This is a genomic window from Mycolicibacterium sp. P4_G11, assembly GCF_056555145.1.
In genome coordinates this window covers 361,505-386,065 of record NZ_JBFUJW010000006.1, presented here as the reverse complement: position 1 = coordinate 386,065, position 24,561 = coordinate 361,505, and the positions used below count along the sequence as shown (strand labels likewise).

The following is a 24,561-nucleotide window of genomic DNA, read 5'->3' as shown; positions in this document are numbered from 1 at the left end:
GATGCTGGGAGTCATCGGCGGTAGCGGTTTCTACACGTTCTTCGGGGATGACGCGCGCACCATCAGCGTGGACACGCCCTACGGCGCGCCGAGCGCGCCGATCACCGTCGGATCCGTCGGCGGGCACGAGGTGGCGTTCCTGCCGCGGCACGGGCTCAAGCACGAATACTCGCCGCACACCGTGCCCTACCGGGCCAACATGTGGGCGCTGCGGTCGCTGGGGGTGCGCCGGATTTTCGCGCCGTGCGCCGTCGGCAGCCTGACCGCGGACCTCGGCCCCGGCGCCGTGGTCGTGCCTGATCAGCTGGTGGACCGCACCCGCAGCCGCGAGGACACCTACTTCGATGCCGGTGGCATCCACGTCGGCTTCGCCGATCCGTACTGTCCGACGCTGCGTGCCGTGGCGGCCCAGCAGCCCGGCGTCATCGACGGCGGCACCATGGTGGTCATTCAGGGGCCCCGGTTCTCCACCCGGGCCGAGAGCCAGTGGTTCGCGACACAGGGGTTCACCCTCGTGAACATGACCGGCTACCCCGAGGCGGTCCTGGCCCGCGAACTCGAGATATGTTATGCGGCAATAGCTTTGGTGACTGATCTGGACGCCGGTATCGAGGCCGGTGCCGGCGTCACCACGGTCGACGTCTTCGCCGAGTTCGAGCGGAACACCCCCATGTTCAAGGCGCTGGTGCAGCAGGCTCTCGCCACGGTCCCCGCCGAGCGGACCTGCACCCACTGCCTGGCCCATGCCGGGGTGGCGTTGCCGTTTGAGCTGCCCTGATCGGACCGGCTATTGACACCCGTCAAGTCGGGGTGGCAGAACTGACGGGGTGACTTCCCGCATCTGCGAACAGCTCGGCATCGATTTCCCGCTCTTCGCCTTCAGCCACTGCCGCGACGTGGTCGCCGCGGTCACCAACGCCGGCGGTTTCGGCGTGCTGGGCGCGACGGCGTATACGCCCGAGCAGTTGGACCGCGAGTTGGCCTGGATCGACGATCACGTCGGCGGCCGGCCCTACGGTGCGGACATCATCGTGCCGGCGAAATTCGAGGGCAAGGGCGAGAACCTCTCCGACGGCCAGCTGGCCGACCGAATCCCTTCGGAATACCGGGAATTCGTCTCCCAGCTGCTCGTCGACCACGGCATCGAGCCCGAGGAACGGGTCCGCACCGGTGGGTCGGTGCTGTCCGGCAGCACCGGGCACGAATTGCTCGACGTGGCGATGAGCCACCCCATCAAGCTGATCGCGAATGCCCTTGGGGTGCCGCCGGATTACATGATCGACGCGGGCCGCGAGCGGGGGATTCCGGTGGCGGCGCTGGTCGGGGCCAAGGAGCACGCCGTCAAGCAGGTCGCGGCCGGGGTGGACATCATCGTCGCGCAGGGTACCGAGGCCGGCGGCCACTGCGGCGAGGTGTCGACGCTTGTCGTGGTGCCGGAAGTTATTGAGGCTATTGATGATGCGGTGCCTGTGCTGGCCGCGGGCGGCATCGTCACCGGTCGGCAGATGGCCGCCGTGGTCGCGCTCGGCGCCGCCGGGGCATGGACCGGTTCGGTGTGGCTGACCACCGAGGAGGCCGAGACCGCGCCGGCCACCAAGCAGAAGATGCTCGCCGCCACCTCACGCGACACCGTGCGGTCCGCGGGGCGGACCGGAAAGCCTGCCCGCCAACTGGTTTCGGACTGGACCGACGCCTGGGCACCGAAAGACGGTGGCCGCAAACCGCTGCCATTGCCACTGCAGAACATGCTGAGCGAGCCGGTGATCCGCCGCATCGATCGGCTTGCCGCCCAAGGACATCCGGGGGCCCAGCAGCTCGCGACCTACTTCGTCGGCCAGGGCGTCGGCCTGATGAACAAGGTCAAGCCCGCCCGCGAGGTGGTCCGCGAGTTCATCGAGGACTATCTGACTGCCACCGAACGGCTGAACCGGTCGCTGCCCTAGGGATTTGTGCACGTCTGGTCGCGCTCAGCGTGACAGAACGTGCACAAATCACTCGGTTACGGCTCGATGGCGCGGCGGCCTTCACGGAGCTGACGGCGCTCGTCCGCGGCGTCGATGATCGTGGTGTCGCTGCCGCTGAGCGCGGTGTGGTCGACGCCCCGCAGCGGTGCGGTCGGCGCGAACGTGGCGTTCATCTGCGGTGCGGCCCACTGGGGTTCGACGCGCGGCTGGCTGCCCTGTCCGAGCGCCTGGCCCTGATCGGCGACGCGCGGGCCCGACGACTGCTCGTGCTCGCTGTCGCTCACGGTGGTGCGGGAGGTGCGGCGCAGGGTGAAGGTGATCTCCTCGAATTCCTCGATGACCTTCTGCGCCGAGCGCAGCTGCTGCACCGACGTGTCGATGACGCGGTCGACCACCGGCGCCACGGGTGCCATCAGCGGACGCAGCAGGCGGGCCGCGACCTTGGTGAGGTCGGGCAGCTGCGGCAGCGTCAGGCCACCGGCGGGCTGCGAGGTCGCGGGCACCGGCAGGTTCTCGGCGGGCTTGTCGTCGATCGGCACGAGTTCGGCCGTGGTGATCGGTTCGGCTGGGGCGCTTTCGGTTTCAGGCTTCGGCGCGGGTGCCGCGGCCAGCGAGCGTTGCTGCGGATCGGGGAACGCCATGAGCTCGTCCCAGTCCGAGTACGTCGGCTGTGGCTCCGAAGCCGGCCTCAGTACCTCGGCGGTCGGGGCGGCGATCGCGTGCTGTGCGGGTTCGCCGGTGAGGGCCTCGGCCACGCGCTGGCGGTGGTATTCGCGGTTGATCTCCGCATCGGATTCCAGCGCCAGACGCATGGCGGCCAGCTGGTGCTCGGCCTTCAGGATCTCGGCTTCGGCCCGCACCTCGGCCTGCTTGACGGCGATGGCGGTCTCGGCGCGCAGCTCGGCCCGCAGCCGGGACTCGTCGTGGCGTTCGCGCAGGGTCCGGTCCTGCCGGGCGTGCAGCAGCATCGGCAGCAGGTAGAGCAGGACACAGACACCGATGACGGCGATGCGCGCCACCAGGGCGGCGGGCGTCTCGATGGTGTAGCCGTTCATCGCGACCCAGCGCGCGCCGAAGCCGCGGTCGGCGCCGACACCGGCCGCGTTACTTGCTGCCGTGACCGCGTGCTCGGCACCGGCGATCCGCGCGTCGAGGGTCGGGGCCTGCTCGTTCCGGGCGGCGAGGGCGGCGTCCAGCTCGCGCTGGTCGTGCGCGAGGGTGTCCTGAGTGTTCTGGGTGATCTGGCCGTCGCCCGGCACGCCGGTGACCGGCTGCTGGGCGCAGGACGGAGTCGGGTGGTATTCGCAGCGGGCCACGACCTGGGCGTCGTCCCGACGCTGCCGGGCGGAGTCGACGGCCGCGTCGAGCGTGCCGCGGCTGGCACGCAGCGCGTCCAGCTGCCCCTGAGCGGAGGTGACGGCCGGTGTCGTCGCGGCGCGGGCCGCGGCCTCGCTGTCCATGCGCTGGGAGATCGCATTGCTGAACAGGGTCATCGCGGCCAGTTCGCCGACCAGCAGGCCGATCGCGACAGCCAGAGCCACGCGGCCGGCCGTGCCGCGGGCGCTGGCGACCGTGCTGCGGATGGCCACGACCACCAGAACGCCGAAAATCAGGGTGACAGGCAGGACGACGGCCAGTGACAGACCAGTGGACGGGGTCGCGACGGCGGCGGCGACGAGCCAGGCCAGCACACCTCCTGACCAGGTCAGGGCGGTCACCGCAGGGTGGTTGTCAGGCTGTCTGTGGGCAGGCATGGAAACTCCAACTCTTCCGGTCCGCGTTCCAGGGTCCCAGAGAGCCGGGCTCGCCACCGAATCAAGCGCTGATCCTGTGACCGGCATCACGGTACGATCAGGCGTTTTTCTGGTACCTGAGCGTCAGCGCGCGGCGGTCGAGCTTGCCGATTCCGCGGCGGGGGAGTTCGTCGAGCACATGGACCTCCCGTGGGGCGGCGGTCGCGGCCAGGGCCGTGCTCACCTGTTCCCGCAGGTCAGTGACGGTGGGTGCGTCCGCACCCGGATGGAGCACGACGGCCACGGCCACCCGCTGGCCCAGGCGTTCGTCGGGCACGCCGAACACCGCGCATTCGGCGATGGCCGGGTGGCCGGCTAGGGCCGATTCGACGAGGGCTGGCAGGACTTTGAGCCCACCGGTGGCGATGGCGTCGTCGATCCGGCCCAGTACCCGCAGCACACCCGAATCATCCACGGCGCCAATGTCATCGGTGACGAACCAGCCGTCGACGAACGGGGACGGGTCGACCGGATTGCGGTAGCCGGCGGCCACCGTCGGCCCCCCGAGCGAGATCCGTCCGGTGTCGTCGATCCGCAACCGGACACCGGGCAACGGTGTTCCGTCATAAATGCAGCCGCCGCAGGTTTCGCTCATCCCGTAGGTGCGCACCACGGAAACCCCTGCGGCCGCGGCCTTTTCGCCGAGGCCCGGGGGCATCGGGCCGCCCCCGATCAGGACGGCGTCCAGTTCGGCCAGGGCCTCGGTCGCGGCGGGGTCGGCCAGAATCTTGGCCAGCTGCACCGAGACCAACGACGTGTAGCGCCGGCCCGAGCCCAAAGCCCGTACCGCCGACGGGAATTCGCTGACGTCGAATCCCGGATCCAGGGCGACCGGCGTGGTGCCGGCCCGCAAGCTCCGCACCAGGACCTGCAATCCGGCGACGTGGTAGGCGGGCAGGGCCAGCAGCCACCGGCCGGGGCCGCCGAGCCGGTCGTGGGTGGCGTCGGCACTGGCGTGCAGCGCAGACGCGGAAAGCAAGGCGCCCTTGGGGATTCCCGTCGAACCCGATGTCGAGACCACGAGCGCGACGGAGTCGTCGACGGGCTCGCCGGCCCGCAACGTCTCGGTCAGCAGGGCGGCCTGCCGGTCGTCGTCCGCCGGGACCGGCAGCAGCGCGCGGCTGCCGTCCAGGGCATCCGTCAACTCGGGGATAAGGGCAAGGGCCGCATCGCCGGAACCGACAGCGACGCTATGGAGGACGTCTATGTCGGGTCTCCATTGCCGGGGCCTCCGTCGCCGGGCCCGCCGTCGGCCGGATCACGGGGATCGTCGAGGGGCCAGCCCTTGGCGGCCAACCGGGCGCGCACGCGCTCGATGTCCTCGGCGCGGGGCAGCTCGTCGGTGATGCGCGTGATCAGTACGCCGATGTCGATCTGATCGAACTCCCCGCGGTTCATCAACACTCGTGCCAACGACTTGACTTCGTCATTGGTCAGGCGCCGGGACAGTAGGGCCAACAGCGGAACCCGGTCGGTGGCGGGGACGCCGTCGGGATATCCGGCCTGCAGCCACGCCACGATCTTGGTGAGAAATGCGTTCACGGCGTCACCTCCAGAAGTCCGGGACGTCCAGCGTCGTCCATGTCTATAGCCGCAATCCTGCGCCCCGAAACGGTAGCCGCGGCTGCGGCAGGCTCACCGACACGGTAGTACTCAGAGCTTTGAACAGCGCGTTGGCGGCGGAACCGGACCTCACAGGCCGATGAACTCTCAGTGAACACATTGAACAGAACTGCATAAAGCCAGGTCGTGATCAGATTTGAGGGTCGCCGTAACTCGCTAAAAACGGCGGCGTTACACCAGAATGAGCGCCATGAGCGCAGAGCTAGTCATCCTGGGGCTGTTGATCGCAACAGCACTGGCATTTGACTTCACGAATGGATTTCACGATACCGGTAATGCCATGGCGACCTCGATCGCCACAGGCGCGCTGAAGCCCAAGACCGCGGTGCTGCTGGCCGGCGTCCTGAACTTGGTCGGCGCGTTCCTGTCAGTCGAGGTCGCCGTCACCGTCACCACCTCGGTGCTGAAGATTCAGGACAGCAAGTCCGGGCACCTCCTCAAGTCCATCGATGCGTCGACCGGACTCACCATCATCTTCGCCGGCCTCATCGGCGGCATTCTGTGGAACCTCCTGACCTGGCTGTTCGGCATCCCCTCCAGTTCGTCGCACGCGCTCTTCGGCGGACTGATCGGTGCCGGCCTGGCCGCGCTCGGCACCGCAGGCATCAACTGGACCGGCGTCATCCAGAAGGTCCTGATCCCGGCCATCGCTGCCCCGTTCATCGCCGGCCTGGTGGCCGCTGTCGGCACCTGGCTGGTGTACCGAATCACGCGCAACGTCATCAAGAAGCGCCGCGAAGAAGGCTTCCGCTGGGGCCAGATCGCGACGGCCTCGCTGGTCGCGCTGTCTCACGGCACCAACGACGCGCAGAAGACCATGGGTGTCATCGCCCTGGCCCTCATCACCACCGGCCACCTCACCGGTGACGTGAAGAAGGACGGCCTGCCGTTCTGGATCATCGCCTCCTGCGCCCTCGCCATCGGTCTGGGCACCTACATCGGCGGCTGGCGCGTCATCCGCACCCTGGGCAAGGGCCTCGTCGAGATCGAGTCCCCGCAGGGTCTGGCCGCCGAGGCGTCCTCTGCCGCGATCATCCTGAGCTCCAGCGCCGCCGGTATGGCGCTGTCCACCACCCACGTCGCCACGGGTTCGATCCTGGGTAGCGGCGTCGGCAAGCCGGGCGCTTCGGTCCGCTGGGCCGTCGCCGGCCGCATGGCCATGGCCTGGCTCATCACGCTGCCGGCCGCGGCTCTGGTCGGTGCCCTGTCGTACTGGCTGTCCTACGGCCTGAAGTCCGCGACCGGTTCGGCTCTGATCGGCGACGGCACGATCTTCGTCATCCTGGTCGCGCTGTCGGGGTTCATGTACTGGCGTGCGCAGCAGCAGAAGGTCGACAGCAGCAACGTCAACGCCGATTGGGACGACTCGACCAACTCGGTGGTGCCGGCCGACGTCCGTGACGCCGCCAGCAAGTCGCCCGAATCCGCCGGCGTCTGATTCCCCGAGAACTGAACCAGAAGGAATCACTGATGAACTACGTGGAATCCATCCTCAAGGTCCTCGTCGTGGGGCTGATCCTCGGCGCAGGCCTGCCCGCGGTGTTCGCGGGCGGCCTGGTCGCCTACTCCAACGGAGCCGGCGGCGAGCACTCCGACGGGACCGTCGCCGCGCCCAACCCGGTCCTGAAGTACCTGGGTCTGGCGCTGTTCGTGCTGGTCGGGGCAGTGGTCCTGGCCGCGATCCTGTGGATCACGCGGTCGACGATCATCCACCACACCGGCGTCGACCTGTTCCCCTTCCTGAAGAAGTGAGCCTGCGAAAATGACCGAATCAAACGGATTGTTCGAAAACGTCCTGAAGTGGCTGCGGGCTGGATACCCCGACGGCGTGCCGCCGAAGGATTACTACCCGGTGCTGGCGCTGCTGAAGCGTTCGCTGACGGAAGACGAAGTCGTCGACGCGGCGCGGTCCATCCTGCGGACCAACGACGGCGAGAACCCGGTCACCGAGGCGGAGATTCAGGCCGCGATCGCGAACGTCACCAACCAGGAGCCCAGCGCAGAGGACATCCAGCAGGTGTCCGCGCGGCTGGCCTCGGTCGGCTGGCCGCTGGCCACGCCGGCTCGCTGACGCGCCGCAACACGCACCACACGAGACACCCGGAGCGACTAGCTCCGGGTGTCTCGTCGTAGTGGGTGGGTGTCGGGCACCTGGACGAAGATCAAGGTGACCTGATCGGGGTCGGTGACGTGCAGCTCGTGCAGGCCCCACGGTTCCTGTTGTGCCGCACGGGAAATCGGCACGCCACGGCCTTCGAGTTCGGCCTGCGTCTGGTAGACGTCCCGCACCTGCAGCCACAGCGCGCCCGGGAACGGGGCGGTGGGACCGTCGCCGTCGCGGCCGTGGCCGGCGAGCTCGATGAGCGACTGGCCGGCGTAAAACACTGTGCCGGCACCGTATTCGCGGGCGATGGCGAGGCCGATGGCGTCGCGGTAGAAAGCCACCGACTCGGCGTAGTCGGCGGGGCGGATCAGGACGCGGCTGGCCAGGATTTCCATGGGCTCACTCAACCGGTTGTGCGCGTTGACGTTTCATCATCTTGTCGACCACGCCGGGCACGAAACTGTTGAGCGCGTGCGCCGTCACCGCCATCCGGGGTGCGATCCGCACCGGGCGGGTCCTGGCCGCGGTGACCATCCAGTCGGCGGCTTCGTCAGCCGAGAGCCCGGGTAGCCCGTCGTAGGCGCGGGTCGGCGCGATCATCGGCGTTCTCACCAGGGGGTAGAACAGCGTGGTCGAGTGCACTCCGCTTGCGCCCCATTCGGTTTCGATGACGCGGCTGACGGCGGTCAGGGCCGCCTTGGAGGCGTTGTACACCGCGAACAGCGGCGACGACTCGTTCATCACGCCCCAGGTGGACACGTTGATGATGTGCCCGTCGCCGCGCTCCAGCATGCCGGGGGCGAAGCCGCGGACCAGCCGCAGCGGCGAGTAGTAGTTCAGGGTCATGGTGCGTTCGAGATCGTGCCAGCGGTCCAGGGATTCGGCCAGCGGCCGGCGGATCGACCGGCCGGCGTTGTTGATCAGGATGTCGACGCCGCCCAGTTCGGCTTCGATGTCGGTGACCAGCTTGTCGATGGCGTCCATGTCCGAGAGGTCGCACGGCCGCGCGATCGCGTCGCCTCCGTTGTGGGTGATTCGGGCGGCCACCTTGTCCAGCAGGTCGGCGCGGCGGGCCACGATGACGACCGTCGCACCCAATCGGGCGAGCTTGGCCGCGGCTGCCTCGCCGATGCCCGACGACGCCCCCGTCAGCACGATGCGTTTCCCGGCCAGGTCCACGTCGCCGTGGCCCGACAAGCGTTCGATCAGGGGTGGTCGCATGCCGGCGAGCAGCAGACCCTCGGTGACCCGGCGCAGCGGACTCTTACTCACGCCCCTGAGCTTAGGGCGGACGACGATCAAGCGGGCGAGGTACGAGCCCGCGATGAGGAGTGCGCCAAATCTGGCCTAGGGGGCTCGGCGATCAAGCGGGCCAGATGTTCGTGTACACCAGGTCATCGAGCGGGCGGGCCGTCGTCCAGCCCACGATCTCGAGTTCGGGGCGGTCCGGGAACTCGGGCACGGGGCCGACGCACAGCACCGCGATCGGGTCGGCGCCCTCGGGCATGCCGAGGAGCACGGCCAGCTCTGCCGGGTCGAACAGTGAAACCCAGCCGAGCCCAAGGCCTTCCGCGCGGGCGGCCAGCCACATGTTCTGGATGGCGCAGGACACCGACGCCAGATCCATGTGCGGCATGGTGCGCCGGCCGAAGATGTGGCGTTCGCGATCGTCGCCGAGGGCGACCACGAACAGCTCGGCGCAGTCACGGATGCCCTCGACCTTGAGCGCCAGGAACTCCGCCTCGCGCGGCCCGAGGGCCTCGCCGGTCTGGATCCGCTCGGCGTCGACGAGCTCCTTGATCGCTGACCGCATGGCCGGGTCGGTGATCCGCAGGAAGCGCCACGGCTGCATCAGGCCAACGCTCGGTGCCATGTGCGCGGCCTCCAGGATGCGGCGCAGAACATCTTCGGGCACTTGGGAATTGGGCGTGAAGTGCCGTATGTCCCGACGTTCGGACATGACCCGGTAGACGGCTGCGCGTTCGGCGTCGGAGTAGCTCGGCTCGCTCACCCCGGGAGGCTAACAGGGATCAGCGGGAACCGATGGCGTCGGAGTGGTGGAACCGGCGGGACGACCGAGCGCGCGAGCGGGAACGGGCGGGGAGCGCGAACCACGCCGCCAACGCCACGTTGTAGACGGTGAGAACGGCGTAGAGCACGGTGTCGCGGGAGTCGAAGCCCAGTGGGCCCGGGCTGTGATTGGACGTCGCCGCCACGCACACCGCCGTCACGACGAACCACCCGAGGGCGGCGATCCGGCTGAACGTCGCCGCTCTCCGGCCGAACGAGGCGAACACCGTCAGCACGCCGACCACCAGCAGCAGCGAGCAGTGCAGCGGAGTCACCCGCAACCACATGATCGGGGCGCCGGCCGCGCCGAAATGCGGGTTGGCCATGGACCAGGCCAGGCCGGCGCCGCCGAAGACGCCCATCGCGAAGCCCTCGGCCCCCAGCGCCCACTGGCCGATCCGCGCCTGCGCCCCGACGTTCACCTGCCCAGTCTGACGCGAGGTGCCCGACATCGATACGCGCCCAAGCGGATACACAGCTCACTCATGGGAAAGCGCACAGCGACGTGTCGTCCGGCTGACCGACACGGCACCACTGAGGCCGTAGGTGCGGCTCAGAAGTAGCGCGGGAACTCGCTCCAGTCCGGGTCGCGCTTCTGCAGGAACGCGTCCCGGCCCTCCACCGCCTCGTCGGTCATGTACGCCAGCCGCGTGGCCTCGCCGGCGAAAATCTGCTGACCCACCAGGCCGTCGTCGATCAGGTTGAAGGAGTATTTCAGCATCCGGATGGCCTGCGGCGACTTGCCGTTGATCTCGGCAGCCCATTGCAGCGCAACGGTTTCCAGGTCCTTGTGGTCGACGACCTCGTTCACCGCGCCCATCTTGTGCATGGTCTCGGCGTCGTAGGCGCGGCCCAGGAAGAAGATCTCACGGGCGAACTTCTGTCCGGCCTGCCGCGCCAGATACGCGCTGCCGTAGCCGCCGTCGAAGCTGCCGACGTCGGCGTCGGTCTGCTTGAACCGGGCATGTTCCCGACTGGCCAGGGTCAGGTCGCAGACCACGTGCAGGCTGTGGCCGCCGCCGGCCGCCCAGCCGTTGACCAGGCAGATCACGGGCTTCGGCATGAACCGGATCAGCCGCTGCACCTCGAGGATGTGGAGGCGCCCGGCCCGCGCGGGGTCGACGGTCTCGGCGGTCTCGCCGTCGGCGTACTGGTAGCCGCTGCGGCCGCGGATGCGCTGGTCGCCGCCGGAGCAGAAGGCCCAGCCGCCGTCCTTGGACGACGGGCCGTTGCCGGTGAGCAGGATGACGCCGACGTCGGGGCTCATCCGGGCATGGTCGAGCGCGCGGTACAGCTCGTCGACGGTGTGCGGCCGGAAGGCGTTGCGGACGTCGGGCCGGTCGAAGGCGATCCGGACCGTCGGCTGCGGCTTACCGTCCAGCACGTGGCGGTGGTAGGTGATGTCGGTGAGCTCACCGAGCTCGGTCACCGGCTGCCAGAGCTGTGGGTCAAACGGATTGTCTGCGTTCACGCCTCGACCTTAGAGGCGACCTGGTTTCGCCCGCGCCACCCAGGGGTACTAGACAGGTGACAATAGGCGGCCGATGCCGGCCCGAATAGGAGAACCTCGATGAAGCGGTCTGCAGGAATGTTGGTGTCAGGTGTCATTGCCGGACTGGTGCTGGTCGGATGCTCGCCTGCCGTTCAAGGCGGCGACACCAAGTGCAAAGACTTCGTCGGAGCCGACGAGAAGACGCAGAACCAGGCCGTCAACAAGATGATCAAGGACCGGAAGGGTGCCGATCCCGCCGAGCGTGGGGGTTAACGAGGAAAATAGACCAGAATTTCTCGTAAGCCCCCACGCTCGCCGAGTTGCTAGACGGGATCGAACCGGAACACCGCGCAGCGGCCGGCCAGCGCCTCGAATTCGTCGGGGTTGGGGCCGGTCACCAGGCCGGAGTTCTTCATGAACCCGACGCCCGTCGGCACCAGGATCGGGAACTGCCGCAACAGTGGACGGGCCTGCTCGGCGGGTACCTCGAACAGGCGGACCTCTTCGCGTTGGCGGCCCTGGGTGACGGTGGCAGTGGCCGCGGCCCGCGCGTTCTGCACCCAGTCGGCGTTCGGGAATCCGCCCACCACGTAGCGCAGGCCATCGACCTCGAATGGGGTGATGGGCGTCGACCGCGGTTCACCGGACTTGCGGCCCGGCACGGTCAGCACCACGGGGCCCTTGATCGGGACCACCCGCATGACCGCCATCATCACTTTGTTCATCGGCTTGAGCCACCATGGTGGCTTGAGGTTCGTGTCGCTGTCCTGGGCCATGGGCTCGAGGCTAGACGAGCCGCCGAAAGCGCGCTGGCGTGCTATGTTCGCCCAGCTGGAGGAGGGTTTCGATGTCTAATCAGTGGCCGCCGCCTGGCCAGTTCGGACCGGGCCAACCGTATGGGGGCGACCCGTACGGCGCTCCCGGCGTGCCGCCGAGCATGCCCTATCCGCAGTACCCCCAGCCTCAGTACCCGCAATACCCGCAGTATCCGCAGTCGCAGTATCCGCAGCCCGCGGGTTACGGCATGCCCATGCCGGCCGGGCCGTCCGGACCATCGGGCGTGACGGCGATCATCGCCGCGGTGCTGAGCCTGCTCGGTGCGGTGTCGACGGCTTTCCAGGCGTTCTCCAGCTGGTACGTCGTCGCGACGTTGAGCTCGCTGACCGGCTCCTACGCGAGTGACACCCGATCCGAGCTGATGGGCCTGACCAGTGCCATGGCCGTCGTGCAGACCATCGTGGCCATCGCGCTGCTCACCGGCGGTGTGCTGCTGGTCCTCGGGCGTTCGGTGGGCCGCTGGATCGTGATGGGCGGTTGCACGGTCGTGGTGCTGTCGAACGTGGTCGGCCTGTTCGCCTCGCTGACCATCCTCAAGCGGCTGGATTCCGCGCTGGGCAGCTACAGCGATTCGATGCAGGGCCTGGCCGGGCTGTCGGTGATGTCCGCCGCGGTGCCGATCGTGTTCGCTCTCGTCACCGGTGTGCTGGCCGCCCTGAACTCGACGCAGCAGTGGTGCCAGTGGAAGAGCGGTCGGGCGACACCTGCCGCTCCTGCCGGTTACCCGGGCTACCCGCAGCAGTACTAGCTACACGTAGCGGTTGCGCCCGGCGAACCAGCCGGCCGTCAGCTGCACGGCGTACACGCTGAAGAACAGCACGAACGGGACGTGCCAGCCGCCGGAGACGTCGTGCAGCAGCCCGAACAGGAACGGCCCGGTGCTGGCGAACAGGTAGCCGAAGCCCTGTGCCATGCCGGAGAGCTGGGCGGTGTCTTCGGCGTTGCGGGCGCGCAGCGCGATGACCGTCAGCGCCAGCGAGAAGACGCTCATGCCGATACCGACCAGCAGGCTCCACAGGACGGGCGCGGCGCTCGGTGCGACGAGCAGGCCGATGGCGCCGGACAGGCCCATCACGCCGAGTCCCGCGTTCCACAGGCTCTGGTGGGTGCTGCGCGCGGCCAGCGGTGAGATCAGCAGCGCGACCGGGACGCCGATCAAGGACATGACCCCCGACATCATGCCGGCGCTGGTCTTGTCCATGCCGTTGTCGATGAAAATCTGTGGCAGCCAACCCATCATGATGTAGGCCAGGAACGACTGGCTGCCCATGTAGACCGTCACCGTCCACGCGAGCGGGTTGCGCAAGAGCGAGCGGCGCTTGGTGGCCTGGGCCGCGGTGGCGGCCCAGTCGGCGCGGTGGCGCCGCGCCGCGGGCACCCACAGCAGGAGGGCGGCCAGTGCGAGGGCCGTCCAGATGGCCAGCGACGTACGCCAGCCGCCGACGCTGTGTTCGACGGCCGGGGTGACCGCGGCACCCAAGGCGCCGCCGGCCTGCAGTGCGCTGGTGTAGATGCCCGTCATCAGGCCGACACGAGCGGGGAACGAACTCTTGATCACCACCGGGATCAGCACGTTCGCCAGCGCGACGCCGGACGACGCGAGCAGGGTGGCGCCGAGCATGAGACCGCCGCCGCCGTACGGGCGCACCACCAGTCCGACGGCCAGGACCAGTAGGGCAACGGTGACGGTCCGGCCCAGGCCGAGTCGTTTGGCCAGCCACGGCGCGGTGGCTCCGGCGGCAGCGAAGCACAGCACGGGCAGCGTGGTCAGGATGCCGGCCCAGACCGACGACACCCCGAGTGCGGTGCGCATCTCGCCGAGCAGGGGAGCGACGCTGGTGACCGACGGCCGCAGGTTCAGCGCGGTGACGACGATGGCCAGCGCCAGCAGGACGCCGCTGGCGACGCGGGTGCTCGGGCTCGCCGGGACATCGTTGATCTCGATCGCGCCGTCGAGTTCGAGTGCCAATTCATCCTCGTAACGGGTGTGTTGGGATCCGTTCACGGCAGCACTCATGTTGCTATGATGACATACATCCCATGATTGGTTGAAAGGATGATTTGGTGGCGCTGAACACAGCTCGCCGTGCCGGCTTGGTCGAGCAGGTCATCGAACAGCTCCGGGCTTCGGTTGCCGACGGTGAATGGCCCGTCGGGCATCGGATTCCGAACGAGACCGACCTCGTCGAAGCGCTCGGCGTCGGCCGTAACACCGTGCGCGAGGCCGTCCGGGCGCTGGCGCACGCCGGCCTGTTCGAGGTGCGGCAGGGCGACGGCACCTACGTCCGCGCCACCAGCGAGATGTCAGGTGCGCTCAGCCGGCTGTGCAGCGACGAACTGCGTGACGTGCTGCAGGTGCGCCGCGGGCTGGAAGTGGAAGGCGCCCGGCTGGCCGCCACCAACCGGACCGACGACGACCTCACCACGCTGCGGCGGCTGCTGGAGGGCCGCGACGATGAGCAGCGTGCCGGGCATCACGACGAATTCGTCCATGCCGACACCGAGTTCCACTGCGCTGTCGTGCGGGCATCCGGCAACGCGATGCTGATCGATCTCTACCTCGGACTCATCGAGGTCATCACCGCGAGTGTGTCGATCATGAACGAGACGCCGGTCGAGACGGAGTTCGAGGATCATCACCGGCTGCTCGATCGCATCGTCGCCGGGGATCCCGAGGGCGCGGCCCAAGCCGCCGCCGTCCTCTTCGACCGGCTCCTCGCCGGGTTGCCTACCTAGCGCGAATAGCGGAAAGCCCCCAATTTCCAAGGAAATTCGGGGCTTCGCGCTATTCGGTTGGGACTAGCCGACAGAGCGCTCTGAGCCGGCCCAGAACTGCGCCCGGACGGCCTTCTTGTCCGGCTTGCCGAGGGCCGTCACCGGCACGGCGTCGACGATGACGACCTGCTTCGGCGACTGCACCGAGCCCTTGCGCTCCTTGACGGCGGCCTGAATCTCGGCGGTCATCTTCGCGACGGCCGCGTCGGAGCGGTCGGCGTCCGGACGCAGCACGACGACGGCCGTCACCGCCTCGCCCCACTTCTCGTCGGGCGTGCCGACCACGCAGACCTGCGCGATCGAAGGATGTTCGGCGACAACGTCTTCCACCTCACGCGGGAAGACGTTGAAGCCGCCGGTGACGATCATGTCCTTGGTGCGGTCGACGATGAACCAGAAGCCGTCCTCGTCCTCGCGGGCCAGGTCGCCGGTGTGCATCCAGCCGTTCTTGAAGGTGTCGGCGGTGGCCTCCGGCAGGTTCCAGTAGCCGCCCGACAGCAGCGGCCCGGACACGCAGATCTCACCGACCTCGCCCTGCTTGACGGGCTGGCCGTCGTCGCCGAGCAGCGCGGTCCGCGCGAACAGCGTCGGGCGGCCGCACGAGGTCAGCCGCTTCTCGTCGTGCTCACCCTTGGCCAGGTAGGTGATGACCATGGGGGCCTCGGACTGGCCGTAGTACTGCGCGAAGATCGGGCCGAACCGGCGGATCGCCTCGGCGAGACGCACCGGGTTCATCGCCGAGGCGCCGTAGTAGACGGTCTCCAGCGACGACAGATCCCGGGTGTGCGAATCGGGGTGGTCCATCAGCGCGTAGATCATCGACGGCACCAGCATGGTCGCGGTGATCTTCTGCTCCTCGATCACCCGCAGCACCTCGGCGGGGTCGAACTTCTTGAGCACGATCAGCTCGCCGCCCTTGACGATGGTCGGCACGAAGAACGCCGCACCGGCGTGCGACAGCGGCGTGCACATCAGGAACCGCGGGTGCTCGGGCCACTCCCATTCGGCCAGCTGAATGGTGGTCATGGTGCTGATGGACTGCGTCGTGCCGATGACGCCCTTGGGCTTGCCGGTGGTGCCGCCGGTGTAGGTCAGCCCGCCGACGTGGTCAGGGGCCAGGTCGGCGGCCTTGAGCGGCTTCGGCTCGTACTTCGCGGCTTCGGCGGCCAGGTCGATGGCCGACCCGGTCAGTGCGTCGGGCACCGGGCCGATGGTCAGGATCTGCTTGAGCGACGGCACCTTCTCCAGCAGGCCGATGGCGCGCTCCACGAACGCCTCGGTGGGGTCGATGATCAGGGTCGTGACACCCGCGTCGCTCAGGACGTAGGCGTGATCGTCCAGCGAGCCGAGAGGGTGTAGTGCCGTGCGGCGGTAGCCCTGCGTCTGGCTGGCGCCGATGATCATCAGCACCTCGGGCCGGTTGAGGGCCAGCAGGCCGCTGCTCGCGCCGGAGCCGGCGCCGAGCGCTTCGAATGCCTGAATGTACTGGCTGATGCGGTCGGCGAGCTGGCCGCCGGTCAGCGTGGTGTCGCCGAGGAACAGGACTGGCTTGTCTTTGTTGCGCTTCAGTGCGCCGACCGTCAAGTGCCCGGAATGCAGGGGATGGCGCAGCAGCTCGTCACTCATGACCTAAGACTAGAACGTGTTCTAGTCCGTAGGTCAAGCCCCGCGAAATCTGAGATCGAGTGCCGGGGGCTCTGGCGCCCGCTTAGCATCCACCTCATGGCCAGCCCTGCCGATCTCGTCATCGCCGGAAACATCCTGACCGTCGACCCGCAGCGACCCACCGCCGAGGCACTTGCCGTCACCGACGGCCGGATCGTGGCCATCGGATCGCGCGACGACATCCAGCCGTGGATCGGCGCCGATACCGAGGTGCGCGAGGTCGGTGGTTGCGTGCTGCCCGGGTTCGTCGAGGCGCACGGGCATCCGCTGATGGAGGCGGTGGTCCTCGGTGGCCGCATGGTCGACATCCGCCCGGTCACGATGCCCGACGCGGCCGACGTGGTGGCGGCGATCCACGCCGAGGTGGCCGCCCGCGGCGCCGACGGCGCCTACCTGAACGGCTGGGACCCGCTGCTGCAGCAGGGCCTTCCGGAGCTGACGCGGGCCTGGCTGGATGAGACGGCGCCCGACGGTCCGCTGGTGATCGTGCACAACTCGGGGCACAAGGCGTACTTCAACTCCGCTGCCGCGCGGGCCGCCGGGCTGACGCGCGACACCCCGGACCCGCACGGCGCCAAGTACGGGCGCGACGCCGACGGCGAACTCGACGGCACCGCGGTGGAAACCGGCGCGGTGTTCCCACTGGTGACGGGCGTGATGACACCCACCGACTACCCGGCGCTGCTGCTCGCCGAATGTGCCCGGCTGAACGAGGCCGGCCTGACGACCTGTTCGGAGATGGCGTTCGACCCGATGTTCCGGCCGGTCCTGGACCAGATGCGCGACAAGCTCACCGTGCGGCTGCGCACCTACGAGATGTCCACCGCGGCCCTGCACACCGATGCGTCGCCCGACAACGGTGACGACATGGTCCGGCAGGCCGGCATCAAAATCTGGGTCGACGGGTCGCCGTGGGTCGGCAACATCGACCTGACCTTCCCGTACCTGGACACCGACGCCACGCGCACCATCGGCGTGGTGCCAGGCTCGTGCGGCCATGCCAACTACACCCGCGAGCAGCTCGCCGAGATCGTGCACACCTTCTTCCCGCTGGGCTGGCAGATGGCCTGCCACGTGCACGGCGACCACGGTGTCGACACCATCCTCGATATCTATGAAGAGGCCCTGCGGCGCTGGCCGCGCGACGATCACCGCTTGCGGCTCGAGCACGTCGGCGCCATCACGCCGGTGCAGCTGCAGCGCGCCCACGATCTCGGCGTCACGTGCAGCGTGTTCGTCGACCAGATCCACTACTGGGGCGACGTCATCGTCGACGGGCTGTTCGGCCCCGAGCGCGGCGATGTGTGGATGCCGGCCGGATCGGCGGTGGCCACCGGCATGCGGATTTCGCTGCACAACGATCCACCGGTGACGCCCGAGGAGCCGCTGCGCAACATCAGCGTCGCGGCCACCCGGATCGCGCCGAGCGGGCGTGTGCTGGCGCCGCAGGAGCGGCTCACCGTCGACCAGGCCATCCGGGCCCAGACCATCGACGCGGCTTGGCAGCTGTTCTCGGACAATGTGATCGGTTCACTGGAAGTCGGCAAGTACGCGGACCTGGTGGTGCTGTCCGCCGACCCGCGCTCGGTAGCGCCGGAAGCCGTCGCTGACCTGGACGTGCTCGCGACTTACCTGGCGGGACAACAAGTGTTTGCCAAATCCGACTGACCGGACGGCGCTACGTGGCAGGCTCAGCGCATGACTGAATTGTCGGCACCCCGATTCCTCGACGAACGTGTTGCCCACTGGGCAGCGACCAAGCCAGACGAAGAAGCGATCACCTATCTCGGCAGGACCTGGACCTGGTCGCAGTGGAACGACCGGGTCCGCCGGCTGGCCGGTGCGCTGTCCGCCTGGGGTATCAAGCGCGGTGACGTGGTGGCGTTCCTGGACAAGAACCACCCGGCCTGTGTCGAGCTGACACTGGCGGCGGCGTCGCTGGGCGCCGCGACGGCCATCATCAATTTCCGGCTGGCCGCCGACGAGCTGGACTTCGTGCTGAACGACTGCGGCGCAAAGGTTCTCATCGTCGGAGCCGAGCTTCGGGCAGCTGTCGACAACATCGCCGGCAAGCTGACGCATGTCGAGCACATCGTCAGCGTGACGCCCGAGGGCGGCGACGGCGACGAGTACGAGGCGCTGTTGGCCGGCGCGTCACCGGTGGGCCGCTCGTCGGACGTGGAGCCGACCGACGTCTGCATCATCATGTACTCCTCGGGCACCACGGGCCGCCCCAAGGGCGTCGCCCTCACCCAGGCGGCCATGATCGCGCACACCATCAACGCCTTCTCCGGCTGGCAGATGACCTCCGACGACAAGAACCTGGTGGCGATGCCGCTGTTCCATGTCGGCGGCTCGTCGTACATGCAATACGGGCTGCACAACGGGGCGCCGAGTTACATGACGCGAGACGCCGACGGGGCGTCACTGGCGGGCGGCATTCTGGCCGGCTCGAACCGGACGTTCCTGGTGCCGGCCGTGCTGGCAAAGGTGCTCGAGACCGGCCCGGACGCGGTGAAGTTGTTCAGCGCCTTGAAGACCTACGCCTATGGGGCTTCGCCGATGCCGCTGCCGCTGCTGCGTCAGGCGCTGGCGGCCTGGCCGGAAACCGAGTTCATCCAGGCCTACGGATTGACCGAGGTCTGTGGCGTGGTCAGCCGGCTGATGCCCGAGGACCACCGCGCCGACAACGAGGAGCGGTTGGTCAGCGCCGGTGTGCTGGTGCCCGAGGCCGAGGTCCGGGTCGTCAACCCCGACACCCTCGAGGACGTGGAGCCGGGTGCACAGGGCGAATTGTGGTTCCGCACACCGACATTGATGAAGGAATACCTGAACCGGCCGGACGCCACCGCGGAGGCCATCACCGCCGAGGGCTGGTTCCGCACCGGTGACATCGGCCGCGTCGATGCCGACGGCTACATCTTCGTCGAGGACCGGCTCAAGGACATGATCATCTCCGGCGGCGAGAACATCTACTCCATCGAGGTGGAGCGAGTGCTCGCCGAACATCCCGCGGTGTCCGAGGTCGCGATCATCGGTGTGCCGGACGAGAAGTGGGGCGAGTCCGTGAAAGCTGTTGTGACGCTTGAGGGCTCGGGAGAAGGTGTGTCGGACTCGGATCTCATTGCCTTCGCTCGCGAACGTCTTGCCGCCTACAAGTGCCCGAAGACCATCGACTTCGTCGACGACATGCCCCGCAACCCCACCGGCAAGATCCTGAAGAAGGAACTCCGCAAGCCGTACTGGGAGGGTCGGGACCGCGCCACCGTGTGAGGCACGATGGAGGGGTGCCTGCTCTGGACGAACTGCTCGAGCGTCTGCACGTCGTCTCGCTGCCGATGCGGGTCCGGTTCCGCGGCATCGACGTTCGTGAAGTCGCGCTGATCGACGGGCCGCGCGGCTGGGGTGAATTCGGCGCGTTCGCCGAGTACGGCCCGGTCGAGGCGGCGCACTGGCTCGCGTCCGGCATCGAGGCAGCGTACGAACCGTCGCCGGCACCGGTGCGCGACCGCATCCCGATCAACGCCACCGTGCCGGCGGTCGAGGCGGCGCGGGTGCCCGAGGTGCTGGCCCGCTTCCCGGGTGCCCGCACCGCCAAGGTGAAGGTGGCCGAACCGGGCCAGACGTTGGCCGACGACGTGGCGCGCGTCGAAGCCGTCCGCGCCCTGGTGCCGGTCGTGCGCGTGGACGCCAACGGTGGTTGGACCGTTGCGCAAGCGGTGGCGGCGGCGCACGCACTGACCGCCTCGGGGCCGCTCGAGTACCTGGAACAACCGTGCGCGACGGTGCCGGAACTGGCCGAGTTGCGGCGTCTGGTCGACGTGCCGGTGGCGGCCGACGAGTCCATCCGCAAGGCCTCGGACCCGCTGCGCGTCGTGCGTGAGCGAGCGGCGGACATCGCGGTGGTCAAGGTTGCGCCGCTGGGCGGCGTGACGCGACTGTTGGCGGTGGCGGCGGAGATCGACATCCCGATCGTGGTGTCGAGTGCGTTGGATTCCGCGGTCGGCATGACGCGGGGGCTGCTGGCCGCCGGCTGCCTGCCGACACTGCAACACGCCTGTGGGCTGGGCACCGGCGGACTGTTCGTCGAAGACGTGGCCGCGGTGGCGCCGCCGGTCGACGGCTTCCTGTCTGTCGGCTCGGTGGTGCCTGACCCGGCCAGGCTGGCGGGTTTGGCGGCCGCACCCGCGCGCCGGGACTGGTGGATCGCGCGGGTCCGGGAGTGCTACCCGCTGCTCGGCTAGGCCCGGCCTAACCGAATTCGACGAGCGTCACCGGTGCCCGGAAGCGGGCCAACCCCGGCAACCGGTAGGACTGCCGGGTGACCCACGGCACGATCTTGCCCCGCCCGGCCGGATAGCGCAGTTCGCGCACCGCACGGACACCGGGGATGGATCGCAACCTCGAGTACTGGTCGGCGGTGAACCAGAAGGGCATCGGGGGCGACGTGTAGTGCTCGCTGAGCCGGAAGCCCCGCCGCTGCGAATGCCGGCTCATGAATCGGGGCACGCTGTCAAAGACCAACCGGCCCTTGGGGAAACGTTCGGCACATGCCGCGATCAGGTGGAACACGACGTCCGCGGTCAGATACTGGAACAAGCCTTCGGCGGTGATCAGCACGCCGTCGGCGGCGTCGACGGCGTCCATCCAGGAGTGGTCCAGCGCGGACTGAGCGCACTGCGCGAGCCGGTCAGACGTCGGGAGCAATTGCTGTCGGAGCCGGATGATCGGCTCCAAATCCACTGACAGCCAGGTAATTTCACCGTTGTCGACGCGCCAGAAACTGGTCTGCAGTCCCTCCGCCAAGGCGACGACGGTCGCGCGCGGGTGGCTCGCCATGTAGTCGCGCGTGATGTCGTCGAACACCAGCGCCCGCAGCGCGGTGGCCTGATGCGTGCGGCCGAAATGCTGGTAGTCGTAGTCGAGGCCGTCGCGCAGGGTGATCGCCATCGGGTCATCGATGATGCCGTCGGGGCGGCAGGCCTCGGTGGCTCGTTGGTGCAAGGTGAGCAGTGCGGTTTCGGATACGCCGTCGAGATGGCGGGCGTCGATGACTGACATGGCCCCACCGTACGTCCGGCGATATCGCGTCGGCAGCAGCGGCCCCGAGAACCACATTTCCAGAAGCGCCGCGATACCGGCTGCGGCATAGGAGATTTCGGTAGAACCAGAGAATCGGGAACTTTGTCGGTGCGGCGCCCGACTAGCTATCAGTGACTGCACCGATTTGGCTGGCGCTACCGCCGGAAGTGCACTCGGCGTTACTGACAGCCGGCCCGGGGCCGGGTTCGTTGCTGGCTGCCGCCGAGCAATGGCAACAGCTGAGCCTGCAATACAGCCAGGAGGCCGCCGAGTTGTCGGCCATCTTGGCCGACGTGCACGCGAGTAGTTGGGAGGGGCTCAGCGCTGTCCAGTACGTCGCCGCGCATGTGCCGTACCTGGCCTGGTTGGAGGAGTCTGCCGTGGCGATGGCCGCCACAGCGGCGCAGCATGAGACGGTGGCTGCCGCCTATGGCACCGCTGTCGCGACCATGCCGACGCTGGTGGAGTTGGCGGCCAACCATGTGACGAATGCCGCACTGGTGGCGACGAACTTCTTCGGTCTCAACACAATTCCCATCGCGCTCAACGAGGCCGACTACGCGCGCATGTGGATGCAGGCGGCCGACACCATGATCGTCTACCAAGCGGTGGCCGAGGTGGCCACGGCGGCGGTACCGCCCGCGCAGCCGGCGCCGCGCATCGTCGCACCCGGTGGGGAAGGCGGGAATCCACTGTCGAACCCGCCCACCGCACCGAGCCAACCGCTGAACGACCTTTGGCAATTCCTGTCGCAGCTCGGTAGCGCAGGCCAGGTCGACCAGCTGCTGGAGAACTTCACGCGCTTCTTCGAGCAGCTGGGCTTCAACCCCGCCACCTCCGCGGTACTGGCCCTGGTGGCGCTGACGCTCTACGACATGCTCTGGTACCCGTACTACGCGTCCTATTCGCTGCTGCTGGCCCCGTTCTTCGCTCCGGCGCTCAGCGCTCTCGCTGCGCTGGCCCTGGTGAAATCGCCGCTGCCGTCGGCCGCGGAACCCGTGCCGGCGCCTGCCGAACGCTCTGCCGTCCAGCCTGCGGCCGCCCCGGCGCGTGCCCAAGCCATCCCGCCCGTCCCCGGCATCCAGGTTGGATTGCCGCAGGCCACCGGGCCTTCCGCGCCGGCGCCGACCACGGCCCACGCCGGTGGTGCCGCGCCGACGCCCAACGTGGTCTATGCGGTACCCGCGTTGCCCCGGCCCGGGGTGGGGCCGGGGCCGGAATCCGGCAGCGAATCGCCCGACACCACCACTGACAGCTTCAGTGCTGCGGCGGCCGCTCGTGCGGCAGCTGTCGCCCGCGACCGGGTCAGGCGGGTGAACCGACGCCGGCGCGGAGCCCGCGGCTATCGCGACGAACTACCCGACATGAAAGCCGATATGACTGGTACCGGCGACAATTCGCCTGGCTCGCCCGTCATCGCCGCCGCCGCGCACGGTGCCGGTCCGATCGGGCTCACCGGCGTGGTGAGCCCGGCGAGCACCGCACCGACCGGAATGGTGGAGCGGATGTCGGTGAGCGGGAGCCCGTCGGCGCCGCTGCTGCCGGCCACCTGGAGCTCCGACGCGGAGGACCGGCGTGAACTGCGATAGCACGAATTGTCCAGGGGCGCGGAACTTTTCTGCGTGTCCCGGCGACTACATCAATCGAAGGCAGAAACGACAATGATCTTCTGCGTTGTGGGGCAACGGATTTCAATGCCATGTCAGCGCAGTGCAGCAAACTTGGTGGAGGTACGTCGGTGACACTCAATGTGCAGGGGCGAGGGCTCGGAGCGCAGGTCGTTGGAATCGACCCGAACAATCTGAGCAACATCTCGACCGACGAACTCCGCGAAATCGTCTACGAGAACAAGCTTGTCGTCCTGAAGGGACTGCACCTGACGCCGGTGCAGTTCCTCGAGCTCGGCCGGATTCTCGGTGAGATCGTCACGTACTACGAGCCCGTCTACCACCACAGCGAGCATCCGGAGATCTTCGTCTCGTCCACGGAGGAGGGGCAAGGCGTGCCGCGCACGGGTGCGTTCTGGCACATCGACTACATGTTCATGCCGGAGCCGTTCGCGTTCTCCATGGTGATGCCGCTGACGGTGCCGGGAGCCGACCGCGGTACGTACTTCATCGACCTCAACAAGGTGTGGGAATCCTTGTCGCCGGCACAGCAGGAGCCGGTGCGGGGGACCTTCAGCACGCACGATCCGCGGCGCCACATCAAGATTCGCCCCGGAGACGTCTACAAGCCGATCGGCGAGGTATGGGACGAGATCAACCGCACGACGCCACCGATCAAGTGGCCGACGGTGATCCGGCACCCGCACACCGGCCAGGAAATCCTCTACATCTGCTCCACCGGCACCAGCAAGATCGAAGACGGCGAAGGCGAGGTGCTCGACCAGTCGGTACTGCACGAACTCCTCGCTGCCACCGGCCAACTCGACGCGGACTTCGCATCTCCGTTCATCCATGCGCAGCACTATGAGGTCGGCGACATCATCTTGTGGGACAACAGGGCGTTGATCCACCGGGCAAAGCACGGCACCGCGACGGGGACGCTGACGACGTACCGGTTGACCATGCTCGACGGTCTGGCGACGCCGGGGCACGCGGCATGAGCACCACGGAACTGACCTCGCCCATGGGTGCTGCGGAATCGGCTGGCACTGAGCAGATTCCGGAAGAACTCCTGGCCAGGGTGCTGGAGCCGTATGCGTACAAGGGTTGCCGGTATCTCACGGACGCGACGTACCGCGCCACCGGCGATTCGATGTACGCGACCGGGAATTTCAGCATTCCGGAGTCGGTGTACATCCGCAGCACCGGACATTTCAACGCCGTCGAACTGGTGCTGTGCTTCAACCAGCTGGCGTACTCCGCGTTCGCGCCGGCGGTTCGTCGCGGCGAGATCGACGGGTTTCGGGGCTGGTCCATCGACGACTACTTCGAGAATCAGTTGTCCAGCATGCTGATCCGGTCCACCGCGTCGCGCTACAAGCGACAGATCGATGCGGGCAAGTTCTCCGCCCGGCTGACGTGCGAGGGCATCGAGGTCGTCGAGCGGTCCTGGCGGTACTTGAAAGTCCCGTGCGCCATCGAGTTTTACGATGCCGACGGCGGATCCGCCTTCGGCGAATTCGAACTCGCGATCCTCAACATCCCGTGA

Annotated in this window: 26 protein-coding genes; 14 read left to right on the top strand and 12 right to left on the bottom strand. The window is 68.1% G+C overall.

Translation table 11 applies throughout. The annotated features are described in order from the left end of the window. Position 1 precedes the first annotated feature (1 nt). Both AC1U2B_RS16160 and AC1U2B_RS16155 read left to right on the top strand, forming a co-directional pair. Entirely contained in the window at positions 2 to 778 is a 777-nt protein-coding gene (locus tag AC1U2B_RS16160) for an S-methyl-5'-thioadenosine phosphorylase (protein ID WP_480217541.1), read from the top strand. Positions 779 to 827: 49 nt separating this feature from the next. Next, positions 828 to 1,943 carry an NAD(P)H-dependent flavin oxidoreductase gene (locus AC1U2B_RS16155; protein WP_043401441.1) on the top strand — a complete coding sequence of 372 codons (1,116 nt, stop codon included), beginning with the start codon at positions 828 to 830 and terminating at the stop codon, positions 1,941 to 1,943. A gap of 56 nt (positions 1,944 to 1,999) precedes the next feature. Here the strand turns inward: AC1U2B_RS16155 and AC1U2B_RS16150 are convergent, their stop codons facing one another. From AC1U2B_RS16150 to AC1U2B_RS16140, 3 genes are all read right to left on the bottom strand, one after another. Continuing rightward, entirely contained in the window at positions 2,000 to 3,718 is a 1,719-nt protein-coding gene (locus tag AC1U2B_RS16150) for a DUF4407 domain-containing protein (RefSeq protein WP_480217540.1), read from the bottom strand. A gap of 97 nt (positions 3,719 to 3,815) precedes the next feature. Then, positions 3,816 to 4,964, bottom strand: a complete 1,149-nt coding sequence (gene menE / locus AC1U2B_RS16145) for an o-succinylbenzoate--CoA ligase (RefSeq protein WP_480217756.1) — start codon at positions 4,962 to 4,964, stop codon at positions 3,816 to 3,818. Next, entirely contained in the window at positions 4,961 to 5,299 is a 339-nt protein-coding gene (locus AC1U2B_RS16140) for a DUF3349 domain-containing protein (protein ID WP_260971178.1), read from the bottom strand. Before AC1U2B_RS16140 ends, menE begins: the two co-directional genes overlap by 4 nt. 271 nt (positions 5,300 to 5,570) lie before the next feature. Between AC1U2B_RS16140 and AC1U2B_RS16135 the strand changes: the two genes are divergently transcribed. Genes AC1U2B_RS16135 through AC1U2B_RS16125 form a run of 3 tightly spaced genes read left to right on the top strand, consistent with a single transcriptional unit; the run spans position 5,571 to position 7,451 of the window. Further along, entirely contained in the window at positions 5,571 to 6,818 is a 1,248-nt protein-coding gene (locus tag AC1U2B_RS16135) for an inorganic phosphate transporter (protein WP_260971179.1), read from the top strand. Between the two features lie 32 nt (positions 6,819 to 6,850). Beyond that, entirely contained in the window at positions 6,851 to 7,132 is a 282-nt protein-coding gene (locus AC1U2B_RS16130) for a hypothetical protein (RefSeq protein WP_260971180.1), read from the top strand. Positions 7,133 to 7,142: 10 nt separating this feature from the next. Beyond that, the gene (locus AC1U2B_RS16125; protein WP_043401448.1) at positions 7,143 to 7,451 is read left to right on the top strand and encodes a DUF3349 domain-containing protein; all 309 of its coding nucleotides are present in this window, start codon (positions 7,143 to 7,145) and stop codon (positions 7,449 to 7,451) included. Positions 7,452 to 7,489: 38 nt separating this feature from the next. Here AC1U2B_RS16125 and AC1U2B_RS16120 read toward each other — a convergent pair whose 3' ends face one another. The 5 genes from AC1U2B_RS16120 to AC1U2B_RS16100 all read right to left on the bottom strand — a co-directional run bounded on the left by AC1U2B_RS16120 (position 7,490) and on the right by AC1U2B_RS16100 (position 11,025). Continuing rightward, positions 7,490 to 7,879: a VOC family protein gene (locus AC1U2B_RS16120; protein WP_480217539.1), complete on the bottom strand. Its 390-nt coding sequence runs from the start codon at positions 7,877 to 7,879 to the stop codon at positions 7,490 to 7,492. A gap of 4 nt (positions 7,880 to 7,883) precedes the next feature. Then, positions 7,884 to 8,756, bottom strand: a complete 873-nt coding sequence (locus AC1U2B_RS16115; RefSeq protein ID WP_480217538.1) for an SDR family oxidoreductase — start codon at positions 8,754 to 8,756, stop codon at positions 7,884 to 7,886. A gap of 91 nt (positions 8,757 to 8,847) precedes the next feature. Further along, on the bottom strand, positions 8,848 to 9,495 hold the full coding sequence (bluB, locus tag AC1U2B_RS16110) for a 5,6-dimethylbenzimidazole synthase (protein WP_480217537.1): 648 nt from the start codon (positions 9,493 to 9,495) through the stop codon (positions 8,848 to 8,850). A gap of 19 nt (positions 9,496 to 9,514) precedes the next feature. Further along, complete coding sequence (locus AC1U2B_RS16105) at positions 9,515 to 9,976, bottom strand: DUF4383 domain-containing protein (RefSeq protein ID WP_480217536.1); 462 nt, start codon at positions 9,974 to 9,976, stop codon at positions 9,515 to 9,517. Between the two features lie 131 nt (positions 9,977 to 10,107). Next, positions 10,108 to 11,025 carry a 1,4-dihydroxy-2-naphthoyl-CoA synthase gene (locus tag AC1U2B_RS16100; RefSeq protein ID WP_260937083.1) on the bottom strand — a complete coding sequence of 306 codons (918 nt, stop codon included), beginning with the start codon at positions 11,023 to 11,025 and terminating at the stop codon, positions 10,108 to 10,110. Between the two features lie 99 nt (positions 11,026 to 11,124). Here AC1U2B_RS16100 and AC1U2B_RS16095 point away from each other — a divergent pair, with 99 nt between their 5' ends. Continuing rightward, on the top strand, positions 11,125 to 11,319 hold the full coding sequence (locus AC1U2B_RS16095; protein ID WP_480217535.1) for a hypothetical protein: 195 nt from the start codon (positions 11,125 to 11,127) through the stop codon (positions 11,317 to 11,319). 50 nt (positions 11,320 to 11,369) lie between these two features. Here AC1U2B_RS16095 and AC1U2B_RS16090 read toward each other — a convergent pair whose 3' ends face one another. Beyond that, positions 11,370 to 11,822: a nitroreductase family deazaflavin-dependent oxidoreductase gene (locus AC1U2B_RS16090; RefSeq protein ID WP_480217534.1), complete on the bottom strand. Its 453-nt coding sequence runs from the start codon at positions 11,820 to 11,822 to the stop codon at positions 11,370 to 11,372. Positions 11,823 to 11,893: 71 nt separating this feature from the next. Between AC1U2B_RS16090 and AC1U2B_RS16085 the strand changes: the two genes are divergently transcribed. Beyond that, positions 11,894 to 12,631, top strand: a complete 738-nt coding sequence (locus AC1U2B_RS16085; protein WP_480217533.1) for a hypothetical protein — start codon at positions 11,894 to 11,896, stop codon at positions 12,629 to 12,631. Here AC1U2B_RS16085 and AC1U2B_RS16080 read toward each other — a convergent pair whose 3' ends face one another. Next, positions 12,632 to 13,900, bottom strand: a complete 1,269-nt coding sequence (locus tag AC1U2B_RS16080; RefSeq protein WP_480217532.1) for a CynX/NimT family MFS transporter — start codon at positions 13,898 to 13,900, stop codon at positions 12,632 to 12,634. It lies immediately after the preceding gene. A 47-nt stretch (positions 13,901 to 13,947) separates the two neighbouring features. On the opposite strand from AC1U2B_RS16080, the gene AC1U2B_RS16075 reads away from it, so the two are divergent. Continuing rightward, entirely contained in the window at positions 13,948 to 14,619 is a 672-nt protein-coding gene (locus AC1U2B_RS16075) for a FadR/GntR family transcriptional regulator (protein ID WP_480217531.1), read from the top strand. 63 nt (positions 14,620 to 14,682) lie between these two features. Here AC1U2B_RS16075 and fadD8 read toward each other — a convergent pair whose 3' ends face one another. Next, positions 14,683 to 16,284: a fatty-acid--CoA ligase FadD8 gene (gene fadD8 / locus AC1U2B_RS16070; protein ID WP_480217530.1), complete on the bottom strand. Its 1,602-nt coding sequence runs from the start codon at positions 16,282 to 16,284 to the stop codon at positions 14,683 to 14,685. A gap of 96 nt (positions 16,285 to 16,380) precedes the next feature. Between fadD8 and AC1U2B_RS16065 the strand changes: the two genes are divergently transcribed. From AC1U2B_RS16065 to AC1U2B_RS16055, 3 genes are read left to right on the top strand one after another with little or no spacing between them, the layout of a single operon-like run. Next, positions 16,381 to 17,991, top strand: coding sequence for an amidohydrolase (locus AC1U2B_RS16065; RefSeq protein ID WP_480217529.1), 1,611 nt, complete (start codon positions 16,381 to 16,383; stop codon positions 17,989 to 17,991). A 30-nt stretch (positions 17,992 to 18,021) separates the two neighbouring features. Next, positions 18,022 to 19,596, top strand: a complete 1,575-nt coding sequence (locus AC1U2B_RS16060) for a long-chain-fatty-acid--CoA ligase (RefSeq protein ID WP_480217528.1) — start codon at positions 18,022 to 18,024, stop codon at positions 19,594 to 19,596. Beyond that, positions 19,593 to 20,567 carry an o-succinylbenzoate synthase gene (locus tag AC1U2B_RS16055; protein WP_480217527.1) on the top strand — a complete coding sequence of 325 codons (975 nt, stop codon included), beginning with the start codon at positions 19,593 to 19,595 and terminating at the stop codon, positions 20,565 to 20,567. Before AC1U2B_RS16060 ends, AC1U2B_RS16055 begins: the two co-directional genes overlap by 4 nt. A 7-nt stretch (positions 20,568 to 20,574) precedes the next feature. Here AC1U2B_RS16055 and AC1U2B_RS16050 read toward each other — a convergent pair whose 3' ends face one another. Beyond that, positions 20,575 to 21,384 (bottom strand): class I SAM-dependent methyltransferase, encoded by an 810-nt coding sequence (locus AC1U2B_RS16050; protein WP_480217526.1) that lies wholly within the window; start codon positions 21,382 to 21,384, stop codon positions 20,575 to 20,577. Positions 21,385 to 21,536: 152 nt separating this feature from the next. Here AC1U2B_RS16050 and AC1U2B_RS16045 point away from each other — a divergent pair, with 152 nt between their 5' ends. From AC1U2B_RS16045 to AC1U2B_RS16035, 3 genes are all read left to right on the top strand, one after another. Beyond that, on the top strand, positions 21,537 to 22,994 hold the full coding sequence (locus AC1U2B_RS16045; protein WP_480217525.1) for a PPE family protein: 1,458 nt from the start codon (positions 21,537 to 21,539) through the stop codon (positions 22,992 to 22,994). Positions 22,995 to 23,143: 149 nt separating this feature from the next. Further along, on the top strand, positions 23,144 to 24,013 hold the full coding sequence (scoE, locus tag AC1U2B_RS16040; protein WP_480217524.1) for a (3R)-3-[(carboxymethyl)amino]fatty acid oxygenase/decarboxylase: 870 nt from the start codon (positions 23,144 to 23,146) through the stop codon (positions 24,011 to 24,013). Further along, positions 24,010 to 24,561 carry an FcoT family thioesterase gene (locus AC1U2B_RS16035; RefSeq protein WP_480217523.1) on the top strand — a complete coding sequence of 184 codons (552 nt, stop codon included), beginning with the start codon at positions 24,010 to 24,012 and terminating at the stop codon, positions 24,559 to 24,561. The genes scoE and AC1U2B_RS16035 overlap by 4 nt, the downstream gene beginning before the upstream one ends.